Source organism: Streptomyces griseomycini, from assembly GCF_014203535.1.
Taxonomy (GTDB): domain Bacteria; phylum Actinomycetota; class Actinomycetes; order Streptomycetales; family Streptomycetaceae; genus Streptomyces; species Streptomyces griseomycini.
In genome coordinates this window covers 541218-563533 of sequence record NZ_JACHJI010000002.1, presented here as the reverse complement: position 1 = coordinate 563533, position 22316 = coordinate 541218, and the positions used below count along the sequence as shown (strand labels likewise).

Annotated in this window: 19 protein-coding genes; 13 read left to right on the top strand and 6 right to left on the bottom strand. The window is 73.9% G+C overall.

Translation table 11 applies throughout. The features are described 5' to 3' along the window. Positions 1–94: 94 nt before the first annotated feature. From FHS37_RS07090 to FHS37_RS39165, 4 genes are all read left to right on the top strand, one after another. Entirely contained in the window at positions 95–1723 is a 1629-nt protein-coding gene (locus FHS37_RS07090; RefSeq protein WP_311136961.1) for a beta-N-acetylhexosaminidase, read from the top strand. Positions 1724–1848: 125 nt separating this feature from the next. Further along, on the top strand, positions 1849–2355 hold the full coding sequence (locus tag FHS37_RS07085; RefSeq protein ID WP_184818197.1) for a hypothetical protein: 507 nt from the start codon (positions 1849–1851) through the stop codon (positions 2353–2355). 106 nt (positions 2356–2461) lie between these two features. After that, complete coding sequence (locus FHS37_RS07080; RefSeq protein WP_184818195.1) at positions 2462–3046, top strand: hypothetical protein; 585 nt, start codon at positions 2462–2464, stop codon at positions 3044–3046. Positions 3047–3656: 610 nt separating this feature from the next. Then, the gene (locus FHS37_RS39165) at positions 3657–4055 is read left to right on the top strand and encodes a hypothetical protein (RefSeq protein WP_184818193.1); all 399 of its coding nucleotides are present in this window, start codon (positions 3657–3659) and stop codon (positions 4053–4055) included. Positions 4056–4151: 96 nt separating this feature from the next. On the opposite strand, the gene FHS37_RS40450 is transcribed toward FHS37_RS39165, so the two are convergent. Beyond that, entirely contained in the window at positions 4152–6872 is a 2721-nt protein-coding gene (locus tag FHS37_RS40450) for an FG-GAP-like repeat-containing protein (RefSeq protein WP_184818191.1), read from the bottom strand. 283 nt (positions 6873–7155) lie between these two features. Between FHS37_RS40450 and FHS37_RS07065 the strand changes: the two genes are divergently transcribed. The 5 genes from FHS37_RS07065 to FHS37_RS07045 all read left to right on the top strand — a co-directional run bounded on the left by FHS37_RS07065 (position 7156) and on the right by FHS37_RS07045 (position 11827). Beyond that, the gene (locus tag FHS37_RS07065) at positions 7156–7644 is read left to right on the top strand and encodes a hypothetical protein (protein WP_308436691.1); all 489 of its coding nucleotides are present in this window, start codon (positions 7156–7158) and stop codon (positions 7642–7644) included. A 124-nt stretch (positions 7645–7768) separates the two neighbouring features. Continuing rightward, positions 7769–8386, top strand: coding sequence for an RNA polymerase sigma factor (locus tag FHS37_RS07060; RefSeq protein ID WP_184818189.1), 618 nt, complete (start codon positions 7769–7771; stop codon positions 8384–8386). 291 nt (positions 8387–8677) lie between these two features. Further along, positions 8678–9613: a hypothetical protein gene (locus FHS37_RS40445; protein WP_184818187.1), complete on the top strand. Its 936-nt coding sequence runs from the start codon at positions 8678–8680 to the stop codon at positions 9611–9613. A gap of 388 nt (positions 9614–10001) precedes the next feature. Then, a complete protein-coding gene (locus FHS37_RS07050; RefSeq protein WP_184818185.1) occupies positions 10002–10676 on the top strand; it encodes an RNA polymerase sigma factor in 675 nt (224 codons plus the stop codon). Further along, positions 10676–11827 (top strand): hypothetical protein, encoded by a 1152-nt coding sequence (locus tag FHS37_RS07045; protein ID WP_184818183.1) that lies wholly within the window; start codon positions 10676–10678, stop codon positions 11825–11827. The genes FHS37_RS07050 and FHS37_RS07045 overlap by 1 nt, the downstream gene beginning before the upstream one ends. A 252-nt stretch (positions 11828–12079) precedes the next feature. On the opposite strand, the gene FHS37_RS07040 is transcribed toward FHS37_RS07045, so the two are convergent. Further along, entirely contained in the window at positions 12080–13012 is a 933-nt protein-coding gene (locus FHS37_RS07040; protein ID WP_413790261.1) for a L,D-transpeptidase family protein, read from the bottom strand. Positions 13013–13309: 297 nt separating this feature from the next. On the opposite strand from FHS37_RS07040, the gene FHS37_RS07035 reads away from it, so the two are divergent. Genes FHS37_RS07035 through leuE form a run of 3 tightly spaced genes read left to right on the top strand, consistent with a single transcriptional unit; the run spans position 13310 to position 16251 of the window. Then, positions 13310–14890 carry an acyl-CoA mutase large subunit family protein gene (locus FHS37_RS07035; RefSeq protein ID WP_184818181.1) on the top strand — a complete coding sequence of 527 codons (1581 nt, stop codon included), beginning with the start codon at positions 13310–13312 and terminating at the stop codon, positions 14888–14890. A gap of 22 nt (positions 14891–14912) precedes the next feature. Continuing rightward, on the top strand, positions 14913–15749 hold the full coding sequence (locus FHS37_RS07030) for a Uma2 family endonuclease (protein ID WP_375372290.1): 837 nt from the start codon (positions 14913–14915) through the stop codon (positions 15747–15749). Beyond that, entirely contained in the window at positions 15646–16251 is a 606-nt protein-coding gene (gene leuE, locus FHS37_RS07025) for a leucine efflux protein LeuE (RefSeq protein ID WP_375372292.1), read from the top strand. The genes FHS37_RS07030 and leuE overlap by 104 nt, the downstream gene beginning before the upstream one ends. Positions 16252–16263: 12 nt before the next feature. Here leuE and FHS37_RS07020 read toward each other — a convergent pair whose 3' ends face one another. Continuing rightward, positions 16264–17667, bottom strand: coding sequence for an FAD-dependent oxidoreductase (locus FHS37_RS07020; RefSeq protein ID WP_184818177.1), 1404 nt, complete (start codon positions 17665–17667; stop codon positions 16264–16266). A gap of 71 nt (positions 17668–17738) precedes the next feature. Between FHS37_RS07020 and FHS37_RS07015 the strand changes: the two genes are divergently transcribed. Then, positions 17739–18389, top strand: a complete 651-nt coding sequence (locus FHS37_RS07015; protein WP_184818174.1) for a TetR/AcrR family transcriptional regulator — start codon at positions 17739–17741, stop codon at positions 18387–18389. A 19-nt stretch (positions 18390–18408) separates the two neighbouring features. Here the strand turns inward: FHS37_RS07015 and FHS37_RS07010 are convergent, their stop codons facing one another. From FHS37_RS07010 to FHS37_RS07000, 3 genes are all read right to left on the bottom strand, one after another. After that, positions 18409–19335 (bottom strand): class I SAM-dependent methyltransferase, encoded by a 927-nt coding sequence (locus tag FHS37_RS07010; RefSeq protein WP_184818172.1) that lies wholly within the window; start codon positions 19333–19335, stop codon positions 18409–18411. A gap of 627 nt (positions 19336–19962) precedes the next feature. Further along, complete coding sequence (locus tag FHS37_RS07005) at positions 19963–21318, bottom strand: polysialyltransferase family glycosyltransferase (RefSeq protein ID WP_184818170.1); 1356 nt, start codon at positions 21316–21318, stop codon at positions 19963–19965. A gap of 3 nt (positions 21319–21321) precedes the next feature. Then, positions 21322–22287 carry a glycosyltransferase family 2 protein gene (locus tag FHS37_RS07000; RefSeq protein WP_184818169.1) on the bottom strand — a complete coding sequence of 322 codons (966 nt, stop codon included), beginning with the start codon at positions 22285–22287 and terminating at the stop codon, positions 21322–21324. Positions 22288–22316: the final 29 nt, after the last annotated feature.

The following is a 22316-nucleotide window of genomic DNA, read 5'->3' as shown; positions in this document are numbered from 1 at the left end:
GGAATGGCTCGTCGGCGCCGCTCACCCGTACGGGTCGTAGGTTGGCGGGGTGAGTCGGCACAGGCAGCACAGGCGTCGGACGGCGGCGCGGACGGTGAGGCAGCGGAAGGTGCTGGTCGTGGCCGCCGCCGCGGGCGCGCTGGTGGCCGCCTCCGGGGTGGGCCTCGGGCTCTGGGTGTCCTCGGACGGCGAGGGCCCGGCGGACCCGGCGACGGCCTCCGCCGGGAAGAGCCCCGGCGGTTCGGACGAGGCCGCCGGGACGGCACCGGAGGCGAGCCCGAGCCCCAGCCGGTCCTACCCCTTGTCCCGGGCGCCGCGCACCATCCCCGCCGTCCGCGAGCACACCGCCGAGCGCGGCCCCGGCTGGCGCCCCGAGCGGACCCACCGGGTGGTGGTCGGCGACGGCGCGCTGGCCGACGAGGGGCGCCTGATAGCCGGCGAGCTGGGGCTGACGTACGCCGGCGAGAAGGACGACGAGCGCCACGGGGACCTGCGGCTGGTGCTGAACCGCGACGCGGGCGCGAACCCCGAGTCGTACACGATGACCGTGCGGGGCGGGCGGGTGACCGTCAGCGGCCCCGGCGAGGCGGGCGTGTTCTACGGCACCCGCACGCTCAAGCAGGAGGTACGCGGCGCCGGGACCGCCCCCGAGGGCGTCGTCCGCGACGAGCCGGCCAAGCGGCGGCGCGGCCTGATGCTGGACATCGCGCGCAAGCACTACACCGCCGACTGGATCGAGGACCGGATCCGCGAGCTCGGCGACCTGAAGTTCAACGAGCTCGGCCTGCACTTCTCCGACGACCAGGGCTTCCGCATCGAGTCCGACTCGCACCCGGAGATCGTGTCGCGGGACCACCTGACCAAGGCGCAGGTCAAGAGGATCGTCGACCTCGCGGCGAGCCGGCACATCACCGTCGTCCCCGAGATCGACTCGCCCGGACACCTCGGTGCGGTCCTCGCCGCCCACCCGGACCTCCAGCTGCGCGACGCGAGCGGTCGCGCCGTGCGCGGCGCGATCGACATCTCGAAGCCCGGGTCCGCCGGGATCGTCGACGACCTGCTGGACGAGTACGCCGGGCTGTTCCCCGGCGGGCAGTGGCACCTCGGCGGCGACGAGTACCAGGCGCTGGTGGTCTCCGACCCCGAGGCGTCGTTCCCGGGCCTGGCCGCCGCCGCGCGGGAGAAGCACGGCTCCGGCGCGACCGTCGAGGACCTGGCCACCGGCTGGCTCGATGACCGGGCCGCCACCGTCCGCGCCCACGGCCGCACGCCCCGCGCCTGGAACGACGGCTTCTTCCGGGGCGGTTCGGTGCGGGCCGCGAAGGACATCCAGGTCGCCTACTGGACCGGCAAGGAGATCGGCGCCCGGCAGCCGGCCGAGTACCTGCGCGAGGGCCGTACCGTCCTCAACTACAACGACGAGTTCCTCTACTACGTGCTCGGGGAGCCGCTGACCTTCGTCTACCCGACGGGGGAGCGGATCTACGAGCAGTGGACGCCGCTGGTGCTGCGCGGCACCACCTCCGTACCCGCCCGGTACGACGACCAGATCCTCGGCGGGTCCTTCGCCGTCTGGGGCGACCTGCCCCGCTCCCAGACCCAGGAGCAGGTCGCGGCCGGGATCCGGCTGCCGCTGCGGGCGACCGTCCAGAAGCTGTGGGACCCGGGGGAACCGGACCTGTCCTGGACGGAGTTCCGGGCCCTGGCGGACGAGCTGGACTGACCCCCGCGGGACCCCCGCGGGGGGACGGATTGCCGCATACGCCTGCGAACCCCCGTACGACTGTGGTGGTGTTCTGACGAGCGGAACGACGCCGGCGAACCGAGAACCGGGGGGAACATCAGCACATGGGCTACTGGGGGTACTTCGTCGTGGGCCGCGGGGAGCGGCCGCTCGCCGAACTGGACGCGCTGTCCGGTGCGGCCGGGGGCATGACCCTGCGCACCTCGGCGCCGGACGGATGGCAGGTGTGGGAGTACCCGGGCGGCGAGGGCGACATCGGGAACATGAACGACCTGGCCCGGGAGACCGGCGCGCCCGCGCTGTTCGGATACGTCATGGGCAGCGACTGCGTGGTGGTGGAGGCGGCGTCGCCGGAGAGCGGGGCGTGGACGACCTGCCTGGCGCGGGCCCGCATGGCCGGTTACCTCGAGGGGCAGGAGGAGGGACTCACGCTGGAGGACTACTTCCTGGAGCCCGCCGACGCCGCCGAGCGTGCCGTCTTCTGGGCCGAGGAGGCGGGGCACGACGTCTCCGCCGAGGGCCTGCTCGAGGTGCTGACCGCCGACCCCGATCCGGTGGCCGAAAATCTCTTCTTCCGCCTGCTGGACCGGCTCGGAGTGGTGCCCCTGTGACATTCCCGGCCCGTCGCACGCAGTAAGGGAGAGTGCGGGCTCCGTGAGGGAAGAGGCTTGTGAAGGGCGTCTTCGGGGCCTGTGGGACCCGCTGAGGGAGGCGTGGATGAGCCTGGTGGAACTGATCGCACAGGCCGACGAGCGCGGGCTGGCCGTGAGCGGGTTGGCTTGTTTGGATCGGTGCGTGCCCTTGCTGGGCGGCGACGACGAGGTGCTGCGGCCGCTGTGGTCGAGCCTCGCGGAGGGCGCCGCCGACGGCGACTGGGCCCAGCGGCTGGAGGAGGTGCGCGGCAAGCTGGACGCGGCGGACGACGAGGACGGGGCCGCGGCGCTCGCGCACCGGATGCTCACCGCCGCACCCGGCCGGCGGTCCGCCGCCGAGCTGCGGGTCTGGGCCGACGCCTGCTCCGTCGCCGCGCTGCGCGTCCACCGGCTCCTGGACGGCGCCGCCGCCCCGGACGACGACGCGGACCCGGCCCTCCACGCGGCTCGGTCCGCGGGGACCTCCGCCGAGGGCCGCACGGAGGGCGTGTCGCCGCTCGTCGCGGCGGAGCTGCGCCGCCAGATCGCGGTCCTGGAGCTCCTGTCCGCCCACGGCCCGGCGGGTCTGCGCGGGGCGCTGGAGGTGGCGACGGAGGGACGGCGGGTGCTCCGCGCCGCGGTGTCCCGGCGCAGCCGCCGGAGGGATTGAGGTTCGTTCAGGCCGGCAGCCGCTTCACGACGGCGTCCCGCCGCTCGGCCGTGTGCGCGTGGAACGCGGTCGGGCCGCGGTGGGCCGACGCGAACACCTCGCGCACCAGGGGCTCGACGTCCGGGCCGCCGCGGCGCGGTGCGCCTCGACGGCGGTGAGCAGCGGGAACGGCGGAGGACCCGGGCCGGGCGGGACACCGGGCGCCGCCGAGCACGACGAGCGAGGACGGGGTACCCCGCGGTGCCCGCGGACGCGCCGGCGTACAGGAGTCCGTGGCCGAGGCGGCCCTTGTCCGGCACCTCCTCCCGGTGCCGGCCGATCCGTTCCCGTACGGCGTCCCAGTCGTCCTCGAAGAGCTGCGGCAGCCGGGCGGGACCGTCGTCCAGGACCGGGGGCGGGACGGCGCGCGGACGGAAGTACGTGCTCATCACCGACACGAGCGCAGCGGACCCCGATCCGTCACCCCTCGCGCCGCCCCCTGCCGGGAAGGTCCTGTGACCGGTGTGGGGTGGAGTCGGGGCGGTCCTGCGCCGATCGCGGGGAGTCGCGGGAACCAGGTGACGAAACGCTTCACCGGCACGCTCTTCAAGGTGTGACGACTGCGACGACTGTGACGACACAGCAGGAGACCAGGCCTTCGGCCGCAGCGAAGCCGGTCCGGTGGGCGGCGGACGCGGTGGCGGCGATGCGCGAAGGGGCACGGCTGCGCCTCGACTACTCGGCGCGCAGTCTGTGGAGCGTCGACCGCATGATCGAGGAGATACGCCGGGAGGGGGCCCCGTACGCCGCCGTGGAGCAGGTGCTGCGCGGGTTCGGCGCCTACACCGGCGAGGTGATCGTCCGTCAGACCGGCGGCGAGTGGTGGGCCACGGGCGGCGACCACTGGGTGCGCACGCCCGACGGCCGCCTCTGGGACCCGATCGAGGAGGCCGTCCGCTGCTACACGGGCGACGGTTCCCTGCGGCTGCTGTGCCGGGACGCGTCGGGCGGGGGACCGCACCCGCGGTGACGTCCCGCGCGCCGCGGCCGGCCGGCGGGCGGACGCGAAGCGGCCGGGGCCCCCGCCCGGTGCGGGGACCCCGGCCGTCGGGGCGGTGGCGCGGTGCTACGGAGTCAGCGCCTGGCCCAGCCGCACGTCCGCCGACAGGCCGAGGGTGCCCTTGCCGAAGACGTAGGAACCGCCGTAGCCGAGTCCTGTGCTGCTGCTGGGCAGGTACAGGACGACGCCGTCCGAGGTGTCCTCGCCGTCGGCGCCGATCGTCAGGTCCGCGCGGCCGTAGCCGGACAGGTCCGTCAGGGACACCGCGGAACCGAGCCGGTCGTTGGACTCCGTGGAACCGGGGATGCCGGACGTGTCCTGCGAGACGCCCTTCGAGCCGGAGCCGGTGAGGCCGGCCGAGGTGCCGGGGAACAGGAGCGCGTTGCCCGCGTCGGAGCGGTTGGCGCCGCTGCGGGTGAGGTCCTCGCCGGGGGCGCCGGCCAGGACGTCCGCGTACCCGTCGGCGTTGTAGTCGCCGATCGAGACCGAGGCGCCCAGGGAGTCACCGGACTCGTTGCCGCCCGGGACGGACGCCGTGTCCTGGTGGAGGGACTTCATGCCGGTCGTGGTGAACCCGCTCGACGTGCCCAGGACCATGGTGATCCGGCCGCCCGGCGTCGAGAAGCCGGACTCCGCGCCCACCGGCTGGCCGATGACGATGTCGTCGTAGCCGTTGCCGTTGACGTCGCCCGCGGCGATGGACCGGCCGCCCTTGACCGAGATGACCCCCACCTTGGTCAGGCCGGACGCGGAGCCCGCGAAGCGGAGCACGCGGCCGGTGCCGCCGGTGTCGCGGTAGTTGAGGGCGATGTCCGCGTAGCCGTCCCGGTTGAAGTCGCCGGCCGCGGCGTCGAGGTACGCCACCGAGCCCGTGGCCGAGGTCAGCGTGCCGTACTTGGTGGCGCCGCCGGTGTGACGGGCGTTCCAGTTGCCGCCCCTGCCGGTGCCGGCGGCGAACACGTCCGCCTTGCCGTCGCCGTTGAAGTCGCCGACGGCGACCGTGGTGCCGAGCTTGGCGCCGGTCTGCGTCACCCCCGTCGTCGAGTACGAGAAGCCGGTGTTCAGTGCCGGGCCGTACATCACCACGACCCCGCCGCGGTCGGTGTGGCCGCTGGTGTCGTTCTCCCCGGGGACGCCGATCGCGAGGTCCGCGTGGCCGTCGCCGTTGACGTCGCCCCAGGCGCTGGAGGTGCCGAAGCCGTCACCGGACTCGTTGGAGCCGGGGACGCCGGCGCTGCTCTGGGTGAGCGTCCTCCTGGCGCCGGTGACCGGGCCGTTCACGCCGCCCGGGATCACGGTGACGCTGCCGCCGCCCGAGGCCTTCGGGGTTCCCGCGACCAGGTCGGCGAGGCCGTCCCGGTCGTGGTCGGAGGTGGCCAGGGCGTGCGAGATGCCCGGCGTCCTGGCCAGCGCGGCGATGCGGGAGAGCTTCGGGTGGAGGTTCTTGCCGGGGCAGGCCGTGTAGTTGGTGTCCCGGTGGCCGAAGACGCGCGGCAGGGTGACCGACTCACCCTGGTCGATCTTGTTGCCGCTGACGCCGGCCTCCGTACCCGAGGTCAGCGTGACCTTGCCGGTCGGGTCGATGCCGTACATCCCGAACTTCCAGGCGACGACGCGCGCGATCGAGTCCATCGCGGCCCGGCTCGGCTGCGCGCTCTCGAAGTTGCCGATGTAGGAGATGCCGAGCGTGTCGGTGTTGAAGCCGACGTCGTGCGCGCCCACCACCGGCAGGTCCGTGCCGCCGCTGCGGCCCTCGAAGATCTGGCCGCAGCGGTCGACGACGAAGTTGTAGCCGATGTCGTAGTAACCGCGCGCGAAGTGCTCCTGCTGGATGGAGCGCAGCCGGGCGCGCGAGTCGGCGCAGGACACGCTGTTGTCGCTGTCGACGCCGGTGTGGTGGATGACGGCGGCCTTGATCTCGGTGCCGTAGCTCGGCGTGCCGTCGTAGTCGGTGGAGGCGCCCCACTCGGCCTGCGTGATGATCGGCGGCTTCACGACCGTCGAGGGACGGGGCTCGGGGACGGTGGGGGTGGGGGAGGGGGACGCCGTCGGGGACGCGGTGTCCGTGGCCGTCTGCGAGGACGTCCCGGTGGGTGCCGCGGTCCCGGTCGGGGCGTCGGGCGAGGTCTCGGCCGGGGCGGGGGTCACCGTCCCGGCGGGCGTCCCCGTCGGGACCGGGGCCTCCGTCGTCGGCGCCGTGGTCTCCGCCGCGAAAGCGGCGGGTTCCATGCCGTCCGCGGCCGGGGCGGTGGTCTTCGGGTCCGTGCCCGGGTCGAGCAGCTTGACGTCCATGCCGGCCGGCTGGCCGCCCGCCTGGGTGCCGTCGGCCTTGACCACGCGCACCTCGACGCCGTCGGAGGCGCCGGTCCACACCGAGGCCGTACCGCCGCGCGTCGCCGCCCGCTCGCCCTCCGCGCCGTCGGCCTGGTTCGGCTCGTCCTCCAGCTTCTGCCAGCCGGACCACTTGCCGGTCTTCAGGTCCCGGGTCCGCACCTCGGGCGTGCCCTTGACCTCGGCCTCGGGGTTGTCCCAGGTCACGAGCACCGCGCTGAAGCGCTCCGTGGCCTGCCGCTCCAGTCCCCGGCGGCCCGCGCCGCGGTTCTCCAGCTTCACCGTGTGGATGCTCGGCTTGCGGGCCTTCGCCCCGGGGCCGGCCGGCTCGGACGACGGGCCGGCCACCGCGTAGGTGACGACGCCCGCGCCGCTCAGCACGACGGCTCCGACGGTCAGCCACGCCCGCCGCTTCAGGCTGAGCGGCTTGTACGCATGGGTCCTGCGAGGACTCAACTACCCCACCCCTAGAAAAGGAACACCGACATCACCTGTCACACAGATGACATCCACTCAGCGTCAAGGGATGGCCGAACGTCACCCGGTGGCGCCGGATCCGTCCTCTCGCCCCGGGGTCCTCGCGGACGTACGGGAGGCCGAAAGGTTGTGCCCGTCCTGTGGATCCGCTGTGTGGCGATCGACACGTCCGTGACCCGTGACGCCCGGGGCGCGGCGCCCGCTTGGTCTGCCGGGGAACCCGGCCGGGCTCCCCGGCGGCCCGAGCGGAAGGGTGGGGCCCATGGAGGTGGCGGACGAGCGGGTGCCGGCCGCGGGACGGATGCGACCGTACGCGGCGGCCTTCGTCGCCCGGGTGACCGCCCGCGGCCGGATCCCGCTGGACTACTCCGTGACCAGCCTGCGCGTCGTCGACTTCCTGGTCGACGGACTGCGCAAGGGCGGCGCGGACCGCGGGCGGGTGCGCGAGACGCTGTTCGGGCTCGGCGCCTACGTCGGTGAGGTGCTCGTGCGCCAGGCCGGAGCGGTGTGGGTGGACCTCGACGAGGAGCAACGGGCCTGCTTCGGCCAGCCGGTCGGGGTGCGGATGCCGGACGGCCGGATCTGGAACCCGGTGGGCAAGGTGCACAACCGCTTCGAGGCGGGCGGCCCGCAGGAGTCGCTGCAGACCTTCTACCTGGTGCTGCACGGGCGGGCCCGCCGCTCCCCGGCGGCCGCGCACGGGCGGCCCGCCCCGGTGCGTGTGCCGCGTGAGGCCTCTGACGAGCTGTGACACTTTCATGGCGTCCGACGCTGATGACCGTGGGGGCGTGGGCACGGCCGGACGCGCTCACGCCAAGCGGACGCGCGCACGGCAAGCGGACGCGCTACGCACTCGGTACGGACGAGGACGGTTCTTGGGCCACGGAGGGGAATCCCGCCGCGCACAGGCGTACGACGGGGAACTGGGCGCGGCCGTCGCGCGGGCCCAGGAAGGGGACGAGGCCGCCTTCGCCGCGGCCTACCGGCTCGTGCAGCCCGGACTGCTCGCCTACGTGCGCGGGCTGGTCGGGGACGACGCCGAGGACGTGACGTCCGACGCCTGGCTGGAGATAGCCCGCGACCTGGGGCGGTTCAAGGGCGACGGAGCGGGGTTCCGGGGGTGGACGGCGACCATCGCCCGGCACCGGGCACTGGACCACCTGCGCCGGCAGCGGGTGCGGCCCCGGCCGTCGGCCCTGGAACAGGACGTGCTGGAGCTGCCCGGACCGCAGAGCACCCACGACCAGGCCATGGAGGCCATGTCCACCGAACACGCCCTGGCACTGGTCGGCGGGCTGCCGCGGGACCAGGCCGAGGCCGTGCTGCTGCGGGTGGTCGTCGGCCTGGACGGCCCCGCCGCCGCCCGCGTCCTCGGCAAGCGGCCGGGGGCGGTCCGGACGGCCGCGTACCGGGGGCTGAAACGCCTGGCCAAACAGTTGGGTATCGAAAGTGTGACGGATGAGGCGCCGCGGACGCTGGGTGAGTCGACATGAACGGCGGCCGGGACGGCGGACACGGCGGGCGGGGCGACGACGCCCCGCGTGAGCCGGCCGGACCCGGCGGCCCGCGGCGGTCCGTCCGGACCGGTGGACTGAACAGGTCGGACGCGCGGCACGTATGCCTCGGTCCGGGCAGGACCGCCTGCCCGGGCGGACGGCACGGGTCGGGTGAACCATACGGACCGGACGGATCGTACGGACCGGACGGATCGTACGGACCGGGCGGATCGTACGGGCCCGGTGGGCCGACGGGGCCGAGTGGATCGAGCAGGGACGGGAACGGACATGGGTGAGCGGCAGAGCGACGGCGGGCCGGCCGGCCGTCGGCGTGTGCACCCTGAGGGCGCACCGCCCGGGCACCGCACGGCCGGGCGGGACGGCTCCGTCGGGGGCCGGCCCCACGCCGTGGACGCCGCCGGCCTCGAGGCGCTGCTCGCCGCCTCGCTGATCCGGGACTCCGTCGACGCCGCCGCCGAGCAACGGGCCGTCGCCGCGTTCCGGGCCGCCCGGGAGGCGGGAGCGCACCGCGCGCGCACCCGGCGCCGGGACGACTGGCGGCCCCGTCGGCGGCGGCTCGGGAGCCACTCGGTGAAGACCGTGCTCTCCGTGCTGCTCGGCGGCCTCACCCTCGGCGGGGTCGCGGTCGCCGGGATCGGCGCCGCGGGATCGGCCACGGACGGCCCCGCGCGGGACGACCGACGCGCCCACGCCTCGCCGGACACACCCGGCCCGTCCACCGGGGGGCCCCTCGGGGAGTCCACCGGCCCGGGGTCCGCCCCCGCCGGCCCGGACCGCCCCGCCGCGGCCCGGGACACCGAGGCGCACTGCCGCGCCTACGAGAAGGTCGAGGGACGCGGCAAGGCGCTGGACGCGACGGCCTGGAAGCGGCTCACGGAGGCCGCGGGCGGCGAGGCGAAGGTCGACGCGTACTGTGCCGAGCAGCTGGAGCAGGCCACCGCCGAGGAGCGGCGCGGCGGCCCGGCGGCGGGGAAGGACGCCGGCGAGGCAGGCCGGGCCGGGAACGGCTCCTCCGGCACCGCACGTGACGGCGCCTCGGGCAACGCGGGCAACGCGGGCAACGCGGGCAACGCCTCGGGCGGTGGCCCGGCCGGCAACGACAACGGCAACGGCGGGTCCGGTGCGGGCGGCTCCGGTGCGGCGAACAGCGGCTCGGGCAGCCGCCAGGGCAAGCCCGCCCAGCCGGGCGCCGACAGGCCGTAACGCGCCGAGGCGCCCCGGCGACCGGGGAGGGCACGGGGTTCCGCGCTGACGGACGCCCCCGCCGAGGCAACGGCCGGGGCCGCCACCCCCCACAGGAGAGGCCCCGGCCGTCGCGCGGTACGGGCCGCGCGGCGACCCGTACTCCCTACAGCGCCGAGCGTGCGTTTTCTGTCACACCCCGCTGTGTCACGGGTTAGTTGCATCTTGGACGGATATGGACGGAGACAGGTTGCAGGTCGTAACGTGCCTTTCGCGCCAGGCCGTGGAGGACAAACGACCACAACAGCCACCAGCGGCCTAGAGACGGCAACGACCACTTGAGGAACCACGACGGCGAGAACCCGGTCCGCGAGAGCGGCGCCGGCTGAGGCGCAGAAGGGCGCGCGCGGTGCTGGGGGACGACGCGGAGCTGACCGCCGCGGTGCGTGCGGCACAGGACGGGGACGAGACCGCGTTCCGGACTGTGTACCGCACCGTGCACCCGCGGCTGCTGGGATACGTACGGACACTCGTCGGCGAGCCCGACGCCGAGGACGTGGCGTCCGAGGCGTGGCTGCAGATAGCCCGTGACCTGGAGCGGTTCACCGGTGACGCGGACCGGTTCCGCGGCTGGGCCGCCCGCATCGCACGCAACCGCGCGCTGGACCACATACGCATGCGCGGCCGCCGCCCCTCGATCGGCGGCGACGAGACCGAACTCACCGGGCGGGCCGCCGAGTCCGACACCGCGGGCGAGGCCATCGAGGCACTGGCCACCGACGGCACCTTCTCCCTCATCGGCCGGCTGCCGCAGGACCAGGCCGAGGCCGTCGTGCTGCGCGTGGTCGTGGGGCTCGACGCGAAGACCGCCGCCGAGACGCTGGGCAAACGCCCGGGGGCCGTGCGGACGGCCGCGCACCGTGGCCTGAAACGGCTGGCCGAACTGCTCGGTGACGATCCGGAAGCCCATCCGGAATCCGCTGGTGTGCTCGACGCCCTTCCGCCCCAGAGAGAACCACGCCGTCGTACGGTGACGTCCGCGAGTGTGACGCAGATGCGAGCGCGGACACAGAAGGACATGTGATGGCCGACGAGCAGTACAGGTGGCTGGACCGCGAGACGGCGGAGCGCTTGCTGAGCGGAGAGCCCCCCGAAGCTGCCGATCCCGTCTCCCGTGACCAGGCCGAACGGCTCGCCAGGACGCTCGGCGCCCTCTCCGCCCCGCCCCCGTCGGCCGACGGGGAACTCCCCGGTGAGGCCGCCGCCCTGGCCGCCTTCCGCGCCGTGCGCGAGGAGCGCGCCGCGGCGGGCGCGGCTGCCGGCCGCCAGGCCGGAACCCACTCCTCCGATACCGGGCCGGTCCAGCCGGGCACCCCGCACGGTGACCGTTCCGGAGCCGTCGGCGGACCCCGCTGGACACGCCCCCTGCGCTTCGGACTGGCCGCCGCGCTGGCGGTCGGCATGGTCGGCGGTGCCGCGGCCCTGGCCGGAACCGGAGTCCTGCCGGTACTGTCCGGCGACCCCGAGGCCGACCCGGCCGCCTCCGTCACGGCCACCGGCACCCCTTCCGCGCGTCCCCGGCTGTCGCCCCCGTCGAAGGAGGACGCACCCGGCGGAGCCACGCCCGAGGGCGGCTCCGGCCGGGAGGCCGGGGGTGCCGTCCAGGGCGGTCCGGACGCACGGGACGACGAGGACGCGGACGCCGGTGACCCCGCGGCCCGTTCTGGACATGGCTGGAAGCAGATCGCCTCGGCCTGCCGCGACCTCCAGGAGGGCAAGGGACTGGGCGTCGGCCGCCAGCGCCTCGTCGAGGACGCGGCGGGCGGTCCCTCCCGCGTCGACGCGTACTGCAGGGACGTCCTGTCCACCACCGACTCCGACCCCACGGTCGGGAAGCGCGCCGACGAGGCCCACCAGGACAACGGCAACGGCAGCGTTAACGGCAACGGCAGCAGTAGCGGCAACGGCAACGGCAGCGGCAGCAGTAACGGCAGCGGCAGCAGTAACGGCAATGGCAACGGCAGCGGCAGCAGTAACGGCAGCGGCAGCAGTAACGGCAATGGCAACGGTGTCGGCGGGGGGCGCGGCGCCTCCAAGGGCCAGAGCGGCAGCGGTGACGGTGGCGCACAGGGCAAGGGCGGCGGGAACGGCGGCCAGAGCGCCGAGGCCGGAAAGAACGGCAACAACGGCAACAACGGCAACAACGGCAACAACGGCAAGGGAGGCGGGAGGTGACGGCGGTGACGCCCCGGCCGATTCCGCGCTCAGAACGCCTCTGACCTGGTGTTTCACGGTCCCGGAAATTTCTTCGCCGACGGGTGTGACGTTTTCGGCCTCCGCGACGCAGTAATGAATGAGCCGACTGGTCATCGGCTGTCGCACGGAGCCGGGGTTCCCCCCGTACCCGCGGCTCGTGCACTCCGGCGCGGGCGGGACACGTTCCCCCGGTCCCGCCCGCGCCCCGCATCCCGTCCCGCCCCACGCGCCTCACCAGTGCACGACGACCTTGTCGCCGTTGCGCACCTGCGCGTACAGCCGGGCGATCGCCGCCTCGTCCCGTACGTTGACGCAGCCGTGCGAGGAGCCGGCGTATCCGCGTGCGGCGAAGTCGGCCGAGAAGTGCACGGCCTGCCCGCCGCTGAAGAACATGGCGTACGGCATGGGGGAGTCGTAGAGCGTGGACACGTGGTGCCGGGACTTCCAGTAGACGTGGAAGACCCCCTCCCGGGTCGGCGTGTACTCCGAGCCGAAGCGGACGGCCATCGTCGACACGGTCCGTCCGTCGACCATCCAGCGGAGGGTGCGGCTCGACTTGCTGATGCACAGCACCCGGCCGGTCCGGCAGCGGGCGTCGGGTGCGTCGACCGGCTGACCGCCCATCAGGTACAGCTCCCACTTGCCCGGTTCGCGGGTCATCCCGAGCAGCCGCTGCCAGGTGACGGTGTCGATCCTGCCGGTCCGCGGCAGCCCGCGCTTGCCCTGGAAGCCCCGCACCGCCTTCTCCGTGAGCTCGTCGTACGTCCCGGTGGGGCCGTGGAAGAGCCAGGCGGCCTGACGCAGCCGGGCCTGGAGCTCGCGGACGTCGCGGCCGGAGTCGCCGGGGGACCACAGCACGCGCGGGGGCCGCTGCTCCGGCGCGGTGCCGGGCCGGTCGTCACCGGCGTCGTCACCGCCACCGGACGAGCCCTTGCCGTCGCCGTCGCCGTCGCCGACGCCGTGGCCCTCCGGGGCGCGGGACGCGGACGGCGCACCGGACGGCAGTTCGACGCGCACCGGCGGCCCGCCCTCGCCGTCCGCGCCGGCGGGCTGCACCGTGCAACCCGCCGCACCGCCCGTCAGGACGGCCAGTGCCGTCAGGACGGCGAGCGCTCTCCCCCTGTCCGTCCCGCGCACGCGGTCCTCCCCACCCGTCCTGTGCATGCAAGCCCCCCGTCGTCCCGCCGGTCGCCGCACCCGGTCGTCAACCGAGATGTTCCCCGGACGTGACCGCGGCCGAACCACGGGGCATGGTGGTGGGTGACCGGAAGGCGACCGCCGGGACGGAGGCTGTGAGCGGGGTCCCGCCCCGGCTGTGAGGAAGGTCCCAGCGTGTGCCCCTCCACCGGACCGTGCGCGCACCGCTACAGTCCGTCGGAGAACCGGGTCTGTACTGGCGAGTAACTGACGAGTAACGGGCGAGCAGGACGAGCAGCACTGCTCAGCGGGAGGCATCACACCATGGCGCGCGAGTCGGAGTCCGGACTGCCCATCGAACCGGTCTACGGGCCGGAGTCCCTCGCGGGCTGGGACCCGGCGGAGAAGCTGGGCGAACCGGGGGCGTACCCGTTCACCCGGGGCGTGTACCCGACGATGTACACCGGCCGTCCCTGGACGATGCGCCAGTACGCCGGGTTCGGCACGGCGACGGAGTCCAACGCCCGCTACCAGCAGCTGATCGCCAACGGCACGATGGGGCTGTCGGTCGCCTTCGACCTGCCGACCCAGATGGGCCACGACTCCGACGCCCCGATCGCGCACGGCGAGGTCGGCAAGGTGGGGGTGGCGATCGACTCGATCGACGACATGCGGGTGCTGTTCGGCGGGATCCCGCTGGACAAGGTCTCCACGTCGATGACGATCAACGCCCCGGCGGCGGTGCTCCTGCTGCTGTACCAACTGGTGGCCGAGGAGCAGGGCGTCAGCGCGGACCGGCTCACCGGCACGATCCAGAACGACGTGCTGAAGGAGTACATCGCGCGCGGCACGTACATCTTCCCGCCCAAGCCCTCCCTCCGCCTGATCGCGGACATCTTCAAGTACTGCAAGGCCGAGATCCCGAAGTGGAACACGATCTCGATCTCCGGCTACCACATGGCCGAGGCGGGCGCCTCCCCGGCGCAGGAGATCGCGTTCACCCTCGCCGACGGCATCGAGTACGTGCGCACCGCGGTCGCGGCGGGCATGGACGTCGACGACTTCGCACCGCGTCTGTCGTTCTTCTTCGTGGCCCGTACGACGATCCTGGAGGAGGTCGCCAAGTTCCGCGCGGCGCGCCGGATCTGGGCACGGGTGATGAAGGAGGAGTTCGGCGCGGAGAACCCCAAGTCGCTGATGCTCCGCTTCCACACCCAGACCGCGGGCGTCCAGCTGACGGCCCAGCAGCCGGAGGTGAACCTGGTCCGCGTCGCCGTGCAGGGGCTGGCGGCGGTGCTGGGCGGGACCCAGTCGCTGCACACCAACTCCTTCGACGAGGCCATCGCCCTGCCCACCGACAAGAGCGCCCGGCTGGCGCTGCGCACGCAGCAGGTGCTGGCCTACGAGACGGACGTGACCGCGACCGTCGACCCGTTCGCGGGCTCGTACGTCATCGAGACGATGACCGACGAGGTCGAGGCGGCGGCGCTGGAGCTGATGGGCAAGGTCGAGGAGCTCGGCGGCGCGGTGGCCGCCATCGAGCGCGGCTTCCAGAAGGGCGAGATCGAGCGTTCCGCCTACCGCATCGCCCAGGAGACCGACTCCGGCGAGCGGGTCGTGGTCGGCGTCAACCGCTTCCAGCTCGACGAGGAGGAGCCCTACGAGCCGCTGCGCGTCGACCCCGCCATCGAGGCCCAGCAGGCCGAACGCCTCGCCGCGCTGCGCGCGGAGCGCGACCAGCAGGCGGTGGACTCGGCGCTGGCGGCCCTGAGGAAGGCGGCGGAGGGCGAGGACAACGTCCTGTACCCGATGCGCGAGGCCCTGCGGGCGCGGGCGACCGTGGGCGAGGTGTGCAACGCGCTGCGGGAGGTATGGGGCACGTACGTGCCCTCGGACGCCTTCTGACCTGGGTGGTTACCCCGTACGAGTGACCGCGGGCGGAAGCCGTCCGTCCCCGGTTGCTCTCGTGGGGGGGCCCCGAAAAGGAGGACGCCATGGCCGTACTGCAGCAGGAGCTGACCCTGGGCGGGGCCGCCGACCAGCTCGCCCGTGCACTGCCTGGCCACCGCGTGGAGATCCTCCAGGGAAGGCTCGCTGTGACACTCCGCCGGACGGCTCGCACCAGCTCGCGCCGACCAGGCTCGGCAGGGCGTTCGACCGTGCCGGGATCGTCGAGGCCGGCCAGGAGCACGTCCGAGGAGCCGGACCCTGGCTGCCGACATCGCCGGCGGACTTCGCGATCCCCGACTTCTCCGTCGTGGACGAGGACTTCCGCGGCGCCCACGTCACCGGGAACCACTACGCGCCGGACGTCTTCCGCCTGGTCGTCGAGATCACGTCGTCCAACTGGTCCGACGACCTCGGCCCCAAGGCCGAGTGCTACGCCCAGGCCGGCGTCCCGGCCTGCCTGATCGTGGACCCCAAGCACGACGAGGTCCTGCTCCGCACCGAGCCGGCCGACGGCAAGTACCCCGGCCCCCGACGCTTCGAGCGGGGTCAGGACGTGGCCGTGCCGGAGCCGGTCGGTGTGCGCGTCGAGCTCTCCGCGGACACGCTTCTCGACGGCTGGAACACCGGCGCGGAGTGTCGCACCCCCGTGCGAGACTCCCCCCATGTTCGGCGTCATCGATCTGCCCACCTACCTGGCGGGACTCGTCCTCATCGTCCTGCTCCCGGGGCCCAACTCGCTCTACGTCCTCTCCGTCGCCGCCCGCAGGGGCGTCCGCACCGGCTACGCCGCGGCGGCCGGTGTCTTCACCGGTGACACGATCCTGATGACGCTGGCGGCGCTCGGCGCGGCCTCCGTGCTCACCACGACGCCGCTGCTGTTCCTGGTGGTGAAGTACGCCGGTGCCGCCTACCTGGGGTGGATGGCGTACGGCATGCTGCGCTCGGCGTGGGGCATGTGGAAGGGGCGGGGCGGGTCGGCGTCGGCCGAGGTGCCCGAGACCGCCTTGTCCGCCGGGGAGCGCCCCTACCGCCGCGCCCTGGTGGTGTCGCTGCTCAACCCGAAGGCGATCCTCTTCCTGATCTCCTTCTTCGTGCAGTTCGTCGACCCCGGCTACGCCTATCCCGCGCTCTCCTTCGTCGTCCTCGGCGCCCTGCTCCAGACGGCCAGCTTCCTGTACCTGTCGCTGCTGATATTCGGCGGCACCCGCCTGGCCGACGCGTTCCGCCGCAGGCGGCGGCTGGCGGCCGGGGCCACCTCGGCGGCGGGCGCGCTGTTCCTCGGCTTCGCGGTGAAGCTGTCGCTGGCGAGCGCGTGACCGACGGCGGCGTCAGCGCACGCCGAACCGGGCGAGGCGGCCGGTGAGCCCGGTGGCCGTGTCCCCGGCCCACCCGACGTACCCGTCCGGCCGGACCAGGAACAGCCCCGTCCCGTACGCCCCGTGCGCGGGCCCCCGGACGACCGGCACCGCCTCCCCGACCCGCGGCGCCTCGACGCCCAGCGCCAGCAGCGTCCAGTGCGGGCCGCGGAAGGCGTCGAAGAGCCGTACGCCCGCCACCGTCCCGTCGGGCGCGCGGTCGCCGGCCCGCAGCGCACCGTCCGGGGCCCGGCGCGTCTCCGCCGTCAGGGACGACTCCCGGTAGCCCAGGCCCAGTTGCGTGGTGGCCGTCCCGCGCCGCACCTCGCCGCGGTGCACGCCGGTCGACAGGCCGAGCACGTGCGCGGCGATCGGGCGCCGCTCCTCCTCGTAGGTGTCCAGCAGGGACGCGTCCGCCCCGTCGCGCAGCACCGCGCCGAGCTTCCAGCCCAGGTTGTAGGCGTCCTGGACACTGGTGTTGAGACCCTGTCCGCCGGCCGGGGAGTGCACGTGCGCCGCGTCGCCGGCGAGGAACACCCGGCCCGCGCGGAAGCGGTCGGCGAGCGCGGCCCGGGGGCGGAAGTCCGAGGCCCAGCGGACCTCGGTGACGTCCTCGGGGGCGAGGTGCGAGCGGGCGGCGACGACCCGGCGCACGCCGTCCGGGGAGAGGTCCACGTCCGTCCCCTCCGCGAACCGGGCGACCAGCTGGAAGTCCTCCGTCCCGGCCAGCGGGCAGATCGCCAGGAAGTCGTCGGCGCCGTCGCGCGGCGGGAAGACGTGCCAGTTGTCGCGGTCGAGCCCGGGGACGCGGACGTCCGCCACCAGCGTCGGGTTCGGGTCGACCTCCTCCCCGGTCATGCCGACGCCGACCGCGCGGCGCACCACCGAGCGACCGCCGTCGGCGGCGACGGCGTACCGGGCGCGGACGGTCTCCCCGGAGGCCAGGTGCGCGGTCACGCCCTCCGCGTCCTGCGCGACCCCGACGACCTCGCGGCCGAGGACGACCTTGCCGCCCAGCTCCTCCAGCCGGGCCAGCAGGATCTCCTGGGTCCGCCACTGCGGCACCATCCACGGCTCGTTGTACGGCGCGTCCTCGCTCGTCTCCACCGGGTCGAACATCCGGTGCTCGCCGACCCGCTCGCCGTTCCGCCAGACCATGCCGACCGGGTAGCCCCCGCCGGCGGCGTGGATCGCGTCGAGGACGCCGAGGTCGTCGAAGACCTCCATCGTCCGGGGCTGGAGCCCCTTGCCGCGCGAGCCGGGGAACAGCCCGTCCGCCCGCTCCACGACCAGCGCGTCCACACCGCGCCGGGCCAGGTCGATGCCGAGGGTGAGGCCGGTCGGACCCGCGCCGACGACCAGAACGTCCGTGTTCATGGCACTCTCCTTAACGCTGTTAAGTGCTACTTGGGTCCGAGCATGGACTTAACGCCGTTAAGCTGTCAAGCGTGGGTACGGAACGACGCGCTCCCCTCGACCGCCGACGGGTCGTGGACACGGCGCTGAGACTGCTGAACGAGGTCGGCCTGGAGGGCCTGACGCTGCGGACCATCGCCAGGGAACTGGACGTGAAGGCGCCCGCCCTCTACTGGCACTTCAAGGACAAGCAGGCCCTGCTGGACGAGATGGCCACCGAGATGTACCGGCGCATGGTCGCCGGCACCGCGCTCGACCCGGACGACACCTGGCGGGAACGGCTGCTGAAGGCCAACCGCGGCCTGCGCGCGGCGCTGCTCGGCTACCGCGACGGCGCCAGGGTGTTCAGCGGTTCACGCTTCACCGGCACGGAGCACGCCGAGCAGATGGAGGACGTCCTGCGGCTGCTCACCGCCGCCGGCCTCACGCTCGCCCAGGCGGCGCGGGCGACCTCGACGACGTACCTGTACACGCTCGGCTTCGTCACCGAGGAGCAGGGCGTCCAGCCCCTGCCCGGCGAGCGCCGCGAGGGCTACGACATGGACGAACGCGCCCGCCTGCTGGCCGACTTCCCCCTGGCGGCCGCGGCGGGCGCGGAGATCTTCGCGGACTACGACCGGCACTACGAAGAAGGGCTGGCGCTGCTGATCGCGGGGATCGGGGCGCAGTACGGGATCGACTGAGAACCCCGGACCGCGGGGGTCAGGAAGCCCGCAGGAACGCCGAGAGCGCCGCCTTGCCGAGGTAGGTGAAGCGGGTGTCGCCCGTGAGGTGCTTGTCCAGCGCCTCCTTGATGCCGGGCCACTTGGGGTCGCCGAAGTCGTCGAGGACGACGATCGCGCCCGGGGCGGCGATCTCCTCCGCCCACTCCAGGTCCCTGGCGACCCCCTCCGCCGAGTGGTCGCCGTCGACGACGATCACGCCGTAGCGGCGGTCCGAGACGGCCGCGCGGGTGCCGGGGTCCTCGGAGAAGCCCCGCTGGATCCGGGCGGCCGCGCCCGCCGGACCGGCCAGGGCGAGGTTGGTGCGGACGGCGTGCTCGTCGACCGGGGTGCCGGAGGGGTCGGAGCGCCGCGGGGTGCCGGGCTGGAGCTGGACGCCGGCGAACGGGTCGACGATCGTCACGCTCGGGCTGCGGCCGTCGCGCTCCATCATCCGGATCAGGCCGGCGGAGAACATGCCGTAGAGCGTGCCGATCTCCAGTACCTCGTCGTTCGGCGGGTCGAGCAGGGGGATCGTGCCGAGCTTGCCGCAGATGTTCATGGTGCCGCCGGCGATCCGGCCGACCCCGAGCGACTCCAGCGCGACCAGCAGCCGGTACGCGGCGGCGACGTTGCGGACGGCGGCGTCCCGGTCCCCGGCCAGCTCCGCCACCTCGGCGTGCAGGCGGTTCAGCGGGCCGGGGCTCACGATCCGGGAGAGACCGCGGCCGGAGGAGCCGAGCAGCAGGTCGAGGGTGAGCCGCTGGCGCTCCATCACCTCGACGGCTTCCCGCAGCCGTTCTCTGTCCGCCCCGCCCGCGGCGGCCGCCGCGCGGACGCGCCGCTCGATGCGCTGGTCGATGAGGTCGGCGACCGGACGCAACAGACGCCGGGACGCCGGACTGGTGAGCAGGGAGCGACTGTTCATGGAACCGGAGACCTCGATCCGTCGGGGGCGGGCGAGAACGGTGTGGTGCGCGGGTCGGGAACAGGCTAGGCGCGCGTCCGCGGTGCGGAAGGGATGCGGAGTCGAGCGGCGTGCGAACAAACGGCGAACTCCGCATGGCGCCGGGTCGGCCGGGCGGACGCCGCGGGTTCAGCCCCCGCGGGAGCGGCCGCCGCGTCCCGGGGACCCGGACCCTGCTGACCGGGAGCGGCGCGCAGACGCGCGTGGCGGCGACGAACAGGTGCGCGTCGGACGCCACTCGACGGTTCCGCGTGCTGCGTCGGGGGCCCCGGCCACGGTGACCGGCAGCGGGACGTGCAGCGGCCACCGCCGGCGCACGGTGCCTGCGGGGAGGGCGGACGACGGCGCGCCGCCGACCGCGCACCCCGGCGAACAGGTGCCGAAGCCCCGGGCCACGGTCGGCGCCCCGCGCCCCGCGCCCCGTGGCCCCGGAGACCGGGCCGGCGCGCTCGGCAGGACCGCGGTGCCGAGCAGCGCGGAGCCCGGTCCCCGGGACCGCTTCCCGGCCCTGAGCGGCACCACGAGGGCGAACAGCGCGGTGCGGGTCTCGGCCGACCGTCCGGGAGAGCGGGGTGGGAGGGGTGGTCGTCACCCCTTCCGGGCACCGCGCCGTACCGCCCTGCGCACCACGCGCTTCGCCCGCGTCACCCGGATCCTCGCGCGCGCCCGCGGACGGCTGCCGGGCAGGCCGAGCTCGGCCAGCCGGAGTTCGGGGAAGTAGTGGCCGGGGCTGCCGGCCAGGTTCTCGCGCAGCCACTGCTCCGTCGGCTCCCGCAGCCGCGCGTACGTCTTGGGCTGCATGCAGAAGCCGATCGCCCGGACCAGCGGCGACAGCGTCCCGGGGGCCGTGCCGACGAGCGCCGGGGTCTGCCCGCGCTCCAGATCGGGCACCAGGTGGTCGACCACGGCCAGCGGCACCCGGTTGCTGTTCGGGTAGGGCTTGAGGCGCCGCATCACCAGCGCGGTCCCGACCCGGGCGACGGGCACGTCGTAGTAGGCGGAGGCGGTCACCATCGCCGTCGAGAAGCAGCCGACCACGAGTTCGGGACGGCAGTGGTGGTACAGCGTCTCGGCCAGCAGCGGCGCGTCCAGCACGGTGAGCTTCACGCCCGCGTCCGCCGCCGCCTTGCCCAGCGCGGCCGAATAGCCGGCGGGGGCCGTCGGGTGGGGCTTGAAGACCACGGACCGGTGCCCGGCGCGCGCGGCCCCGGTCAGCATGCGGACGTGGAGGTCCTCCTCCTCCTGCTCGCTCAGGATGTTGATCGCCGCCAGGTACTGGCCGAGGAGCACGGCCGTGGGCCTCTCCGCCAGGACGGGCGCCAGTCGCGGGTCGTCCGCCGCGTCCCGGGAGATCTCGTCGAGCACGCCGCGGAACGCCTCGTCCGGGACGATCCGGGGTCCGACGCCGTACTCGGACAGCAGCAGCGGCGTCAGGCCGGGGATCAGGTCGAGGTGGAGCAGCCGGCGGATGCGGCGCGCGATGGTCAGCGGCAGCTTCTCCCGGGTCGGGCCGTAGCTCATCAGGCCGTCGGCGTACACGTCGACGGCCGCCTCGGAGAAGATCGCCGCCAGCGCGCGGGCCGGGTTGACCTGGATCGACTCGACGGCGAGCTCGATCGCGTCCCGCTCGTCGATGCCCCACCGGAGACGGAACGCCCGCTGCCACAGCGTCGTGTCGTTCCCGCGCGGGCCCCAGGCGCTGGGGTGGTACGGGGCGATCGTCTCGTTCCAGCTGATCACCGAGTCGAACCGGCCGGATATCCGCGTGTAGCCGTGCATCTCGTCCAGGCGAAGGGCGGTCTCCGGCACGGCGGCGTTGTTGGAGACCAGCAGGATGCGCCGGGCCCCCTCGCGCGGTCCGAACAGCCCCGCGTCCAGCGCGGCGGCGAGGGTGGCCGCTCCGTAGAGGGTCGAGACCTGGAAGATCTGGGTCGTGTGGGGCATGGATCAGGCAGCCTTCCGCCCGTCGCGCAGGCGGCTGAGCAACCTGCTCCGTTTGCTGTCGATGGTCCTGAGGGTCTCCTCGAGCGCGTCCTCGGGCATGCGGTGGAGCGCGGCCCTCGCCTCACGCCGCAGCCGCTGGGCCGCCGAGGCCTCGTACTCGTTCACCTTGCCGATGTGGAAGGCGATCATGGCGCAGTAGGTGCGGACGGCCTTGAGGAGGAAACGGTCGCTCTCCGGGTCCTCCAGCACCTCCCGCAGCAGGGTGTCGTACGCCGGGATGAAGTCCAGCTGACGGGAGTCCTTGATCTGGGTGAGCGAGGTCGCGACGCCCCGCCGGTAGAACACCCCGTGCAGACCCAGGGACGCGTACGTCCTGGCCTTCAGGTGCAGGCGCCAGATCCACAACCGGTCCTCGGCCGTGCGCAGTTCGGTCGCGAAGCGCATGCCGCCGTCGTCGAAGAGGTGCCGGCGGTAGATCCCCGCCCAGACGAAGGGGTAGTCGACCATCGTCTCCGTGTCGGCCGGCGCGATCCCGTCGCGCGGATCCATCACGGCGCCCCGCACCGGGGCCGGGGGCCGCTTGATCACCCGCTCGGTGCCGGTGGCCTGGACGTGGTCGGTGCGGGCGAAGTCGCAGCCCAGCTCCTCGATGGCGCGCACCAGTTCGGCGAGGTGACCCGGCCCGTACCAGTCGTCGCCGTCGAGGAACGTGACGAACTCGCCGCCGGCCGCGTCGATACCGCTGTTGCGGGCCTGGGCGATGCCCATGTTCGTCTCGTGCCGGATCACCCTGGCGCCCGGAAGCCGCTCCGCCCAGCGGTCTACCACCCATGACGTGGAGTCCGTGGAGCAGTCGTCGACGAGCAGGAACTCGACGTCGGGTGCCGCGTTGTTGGCGAGGCTCCGCAGCGTGCTCTCGGCGAACGCCTCCACGTTGTGCAGGGGGACGACGACGGACAGTTTCGGCACGTGGTTCTCTCTTTCGAAGCTCGAAGCGG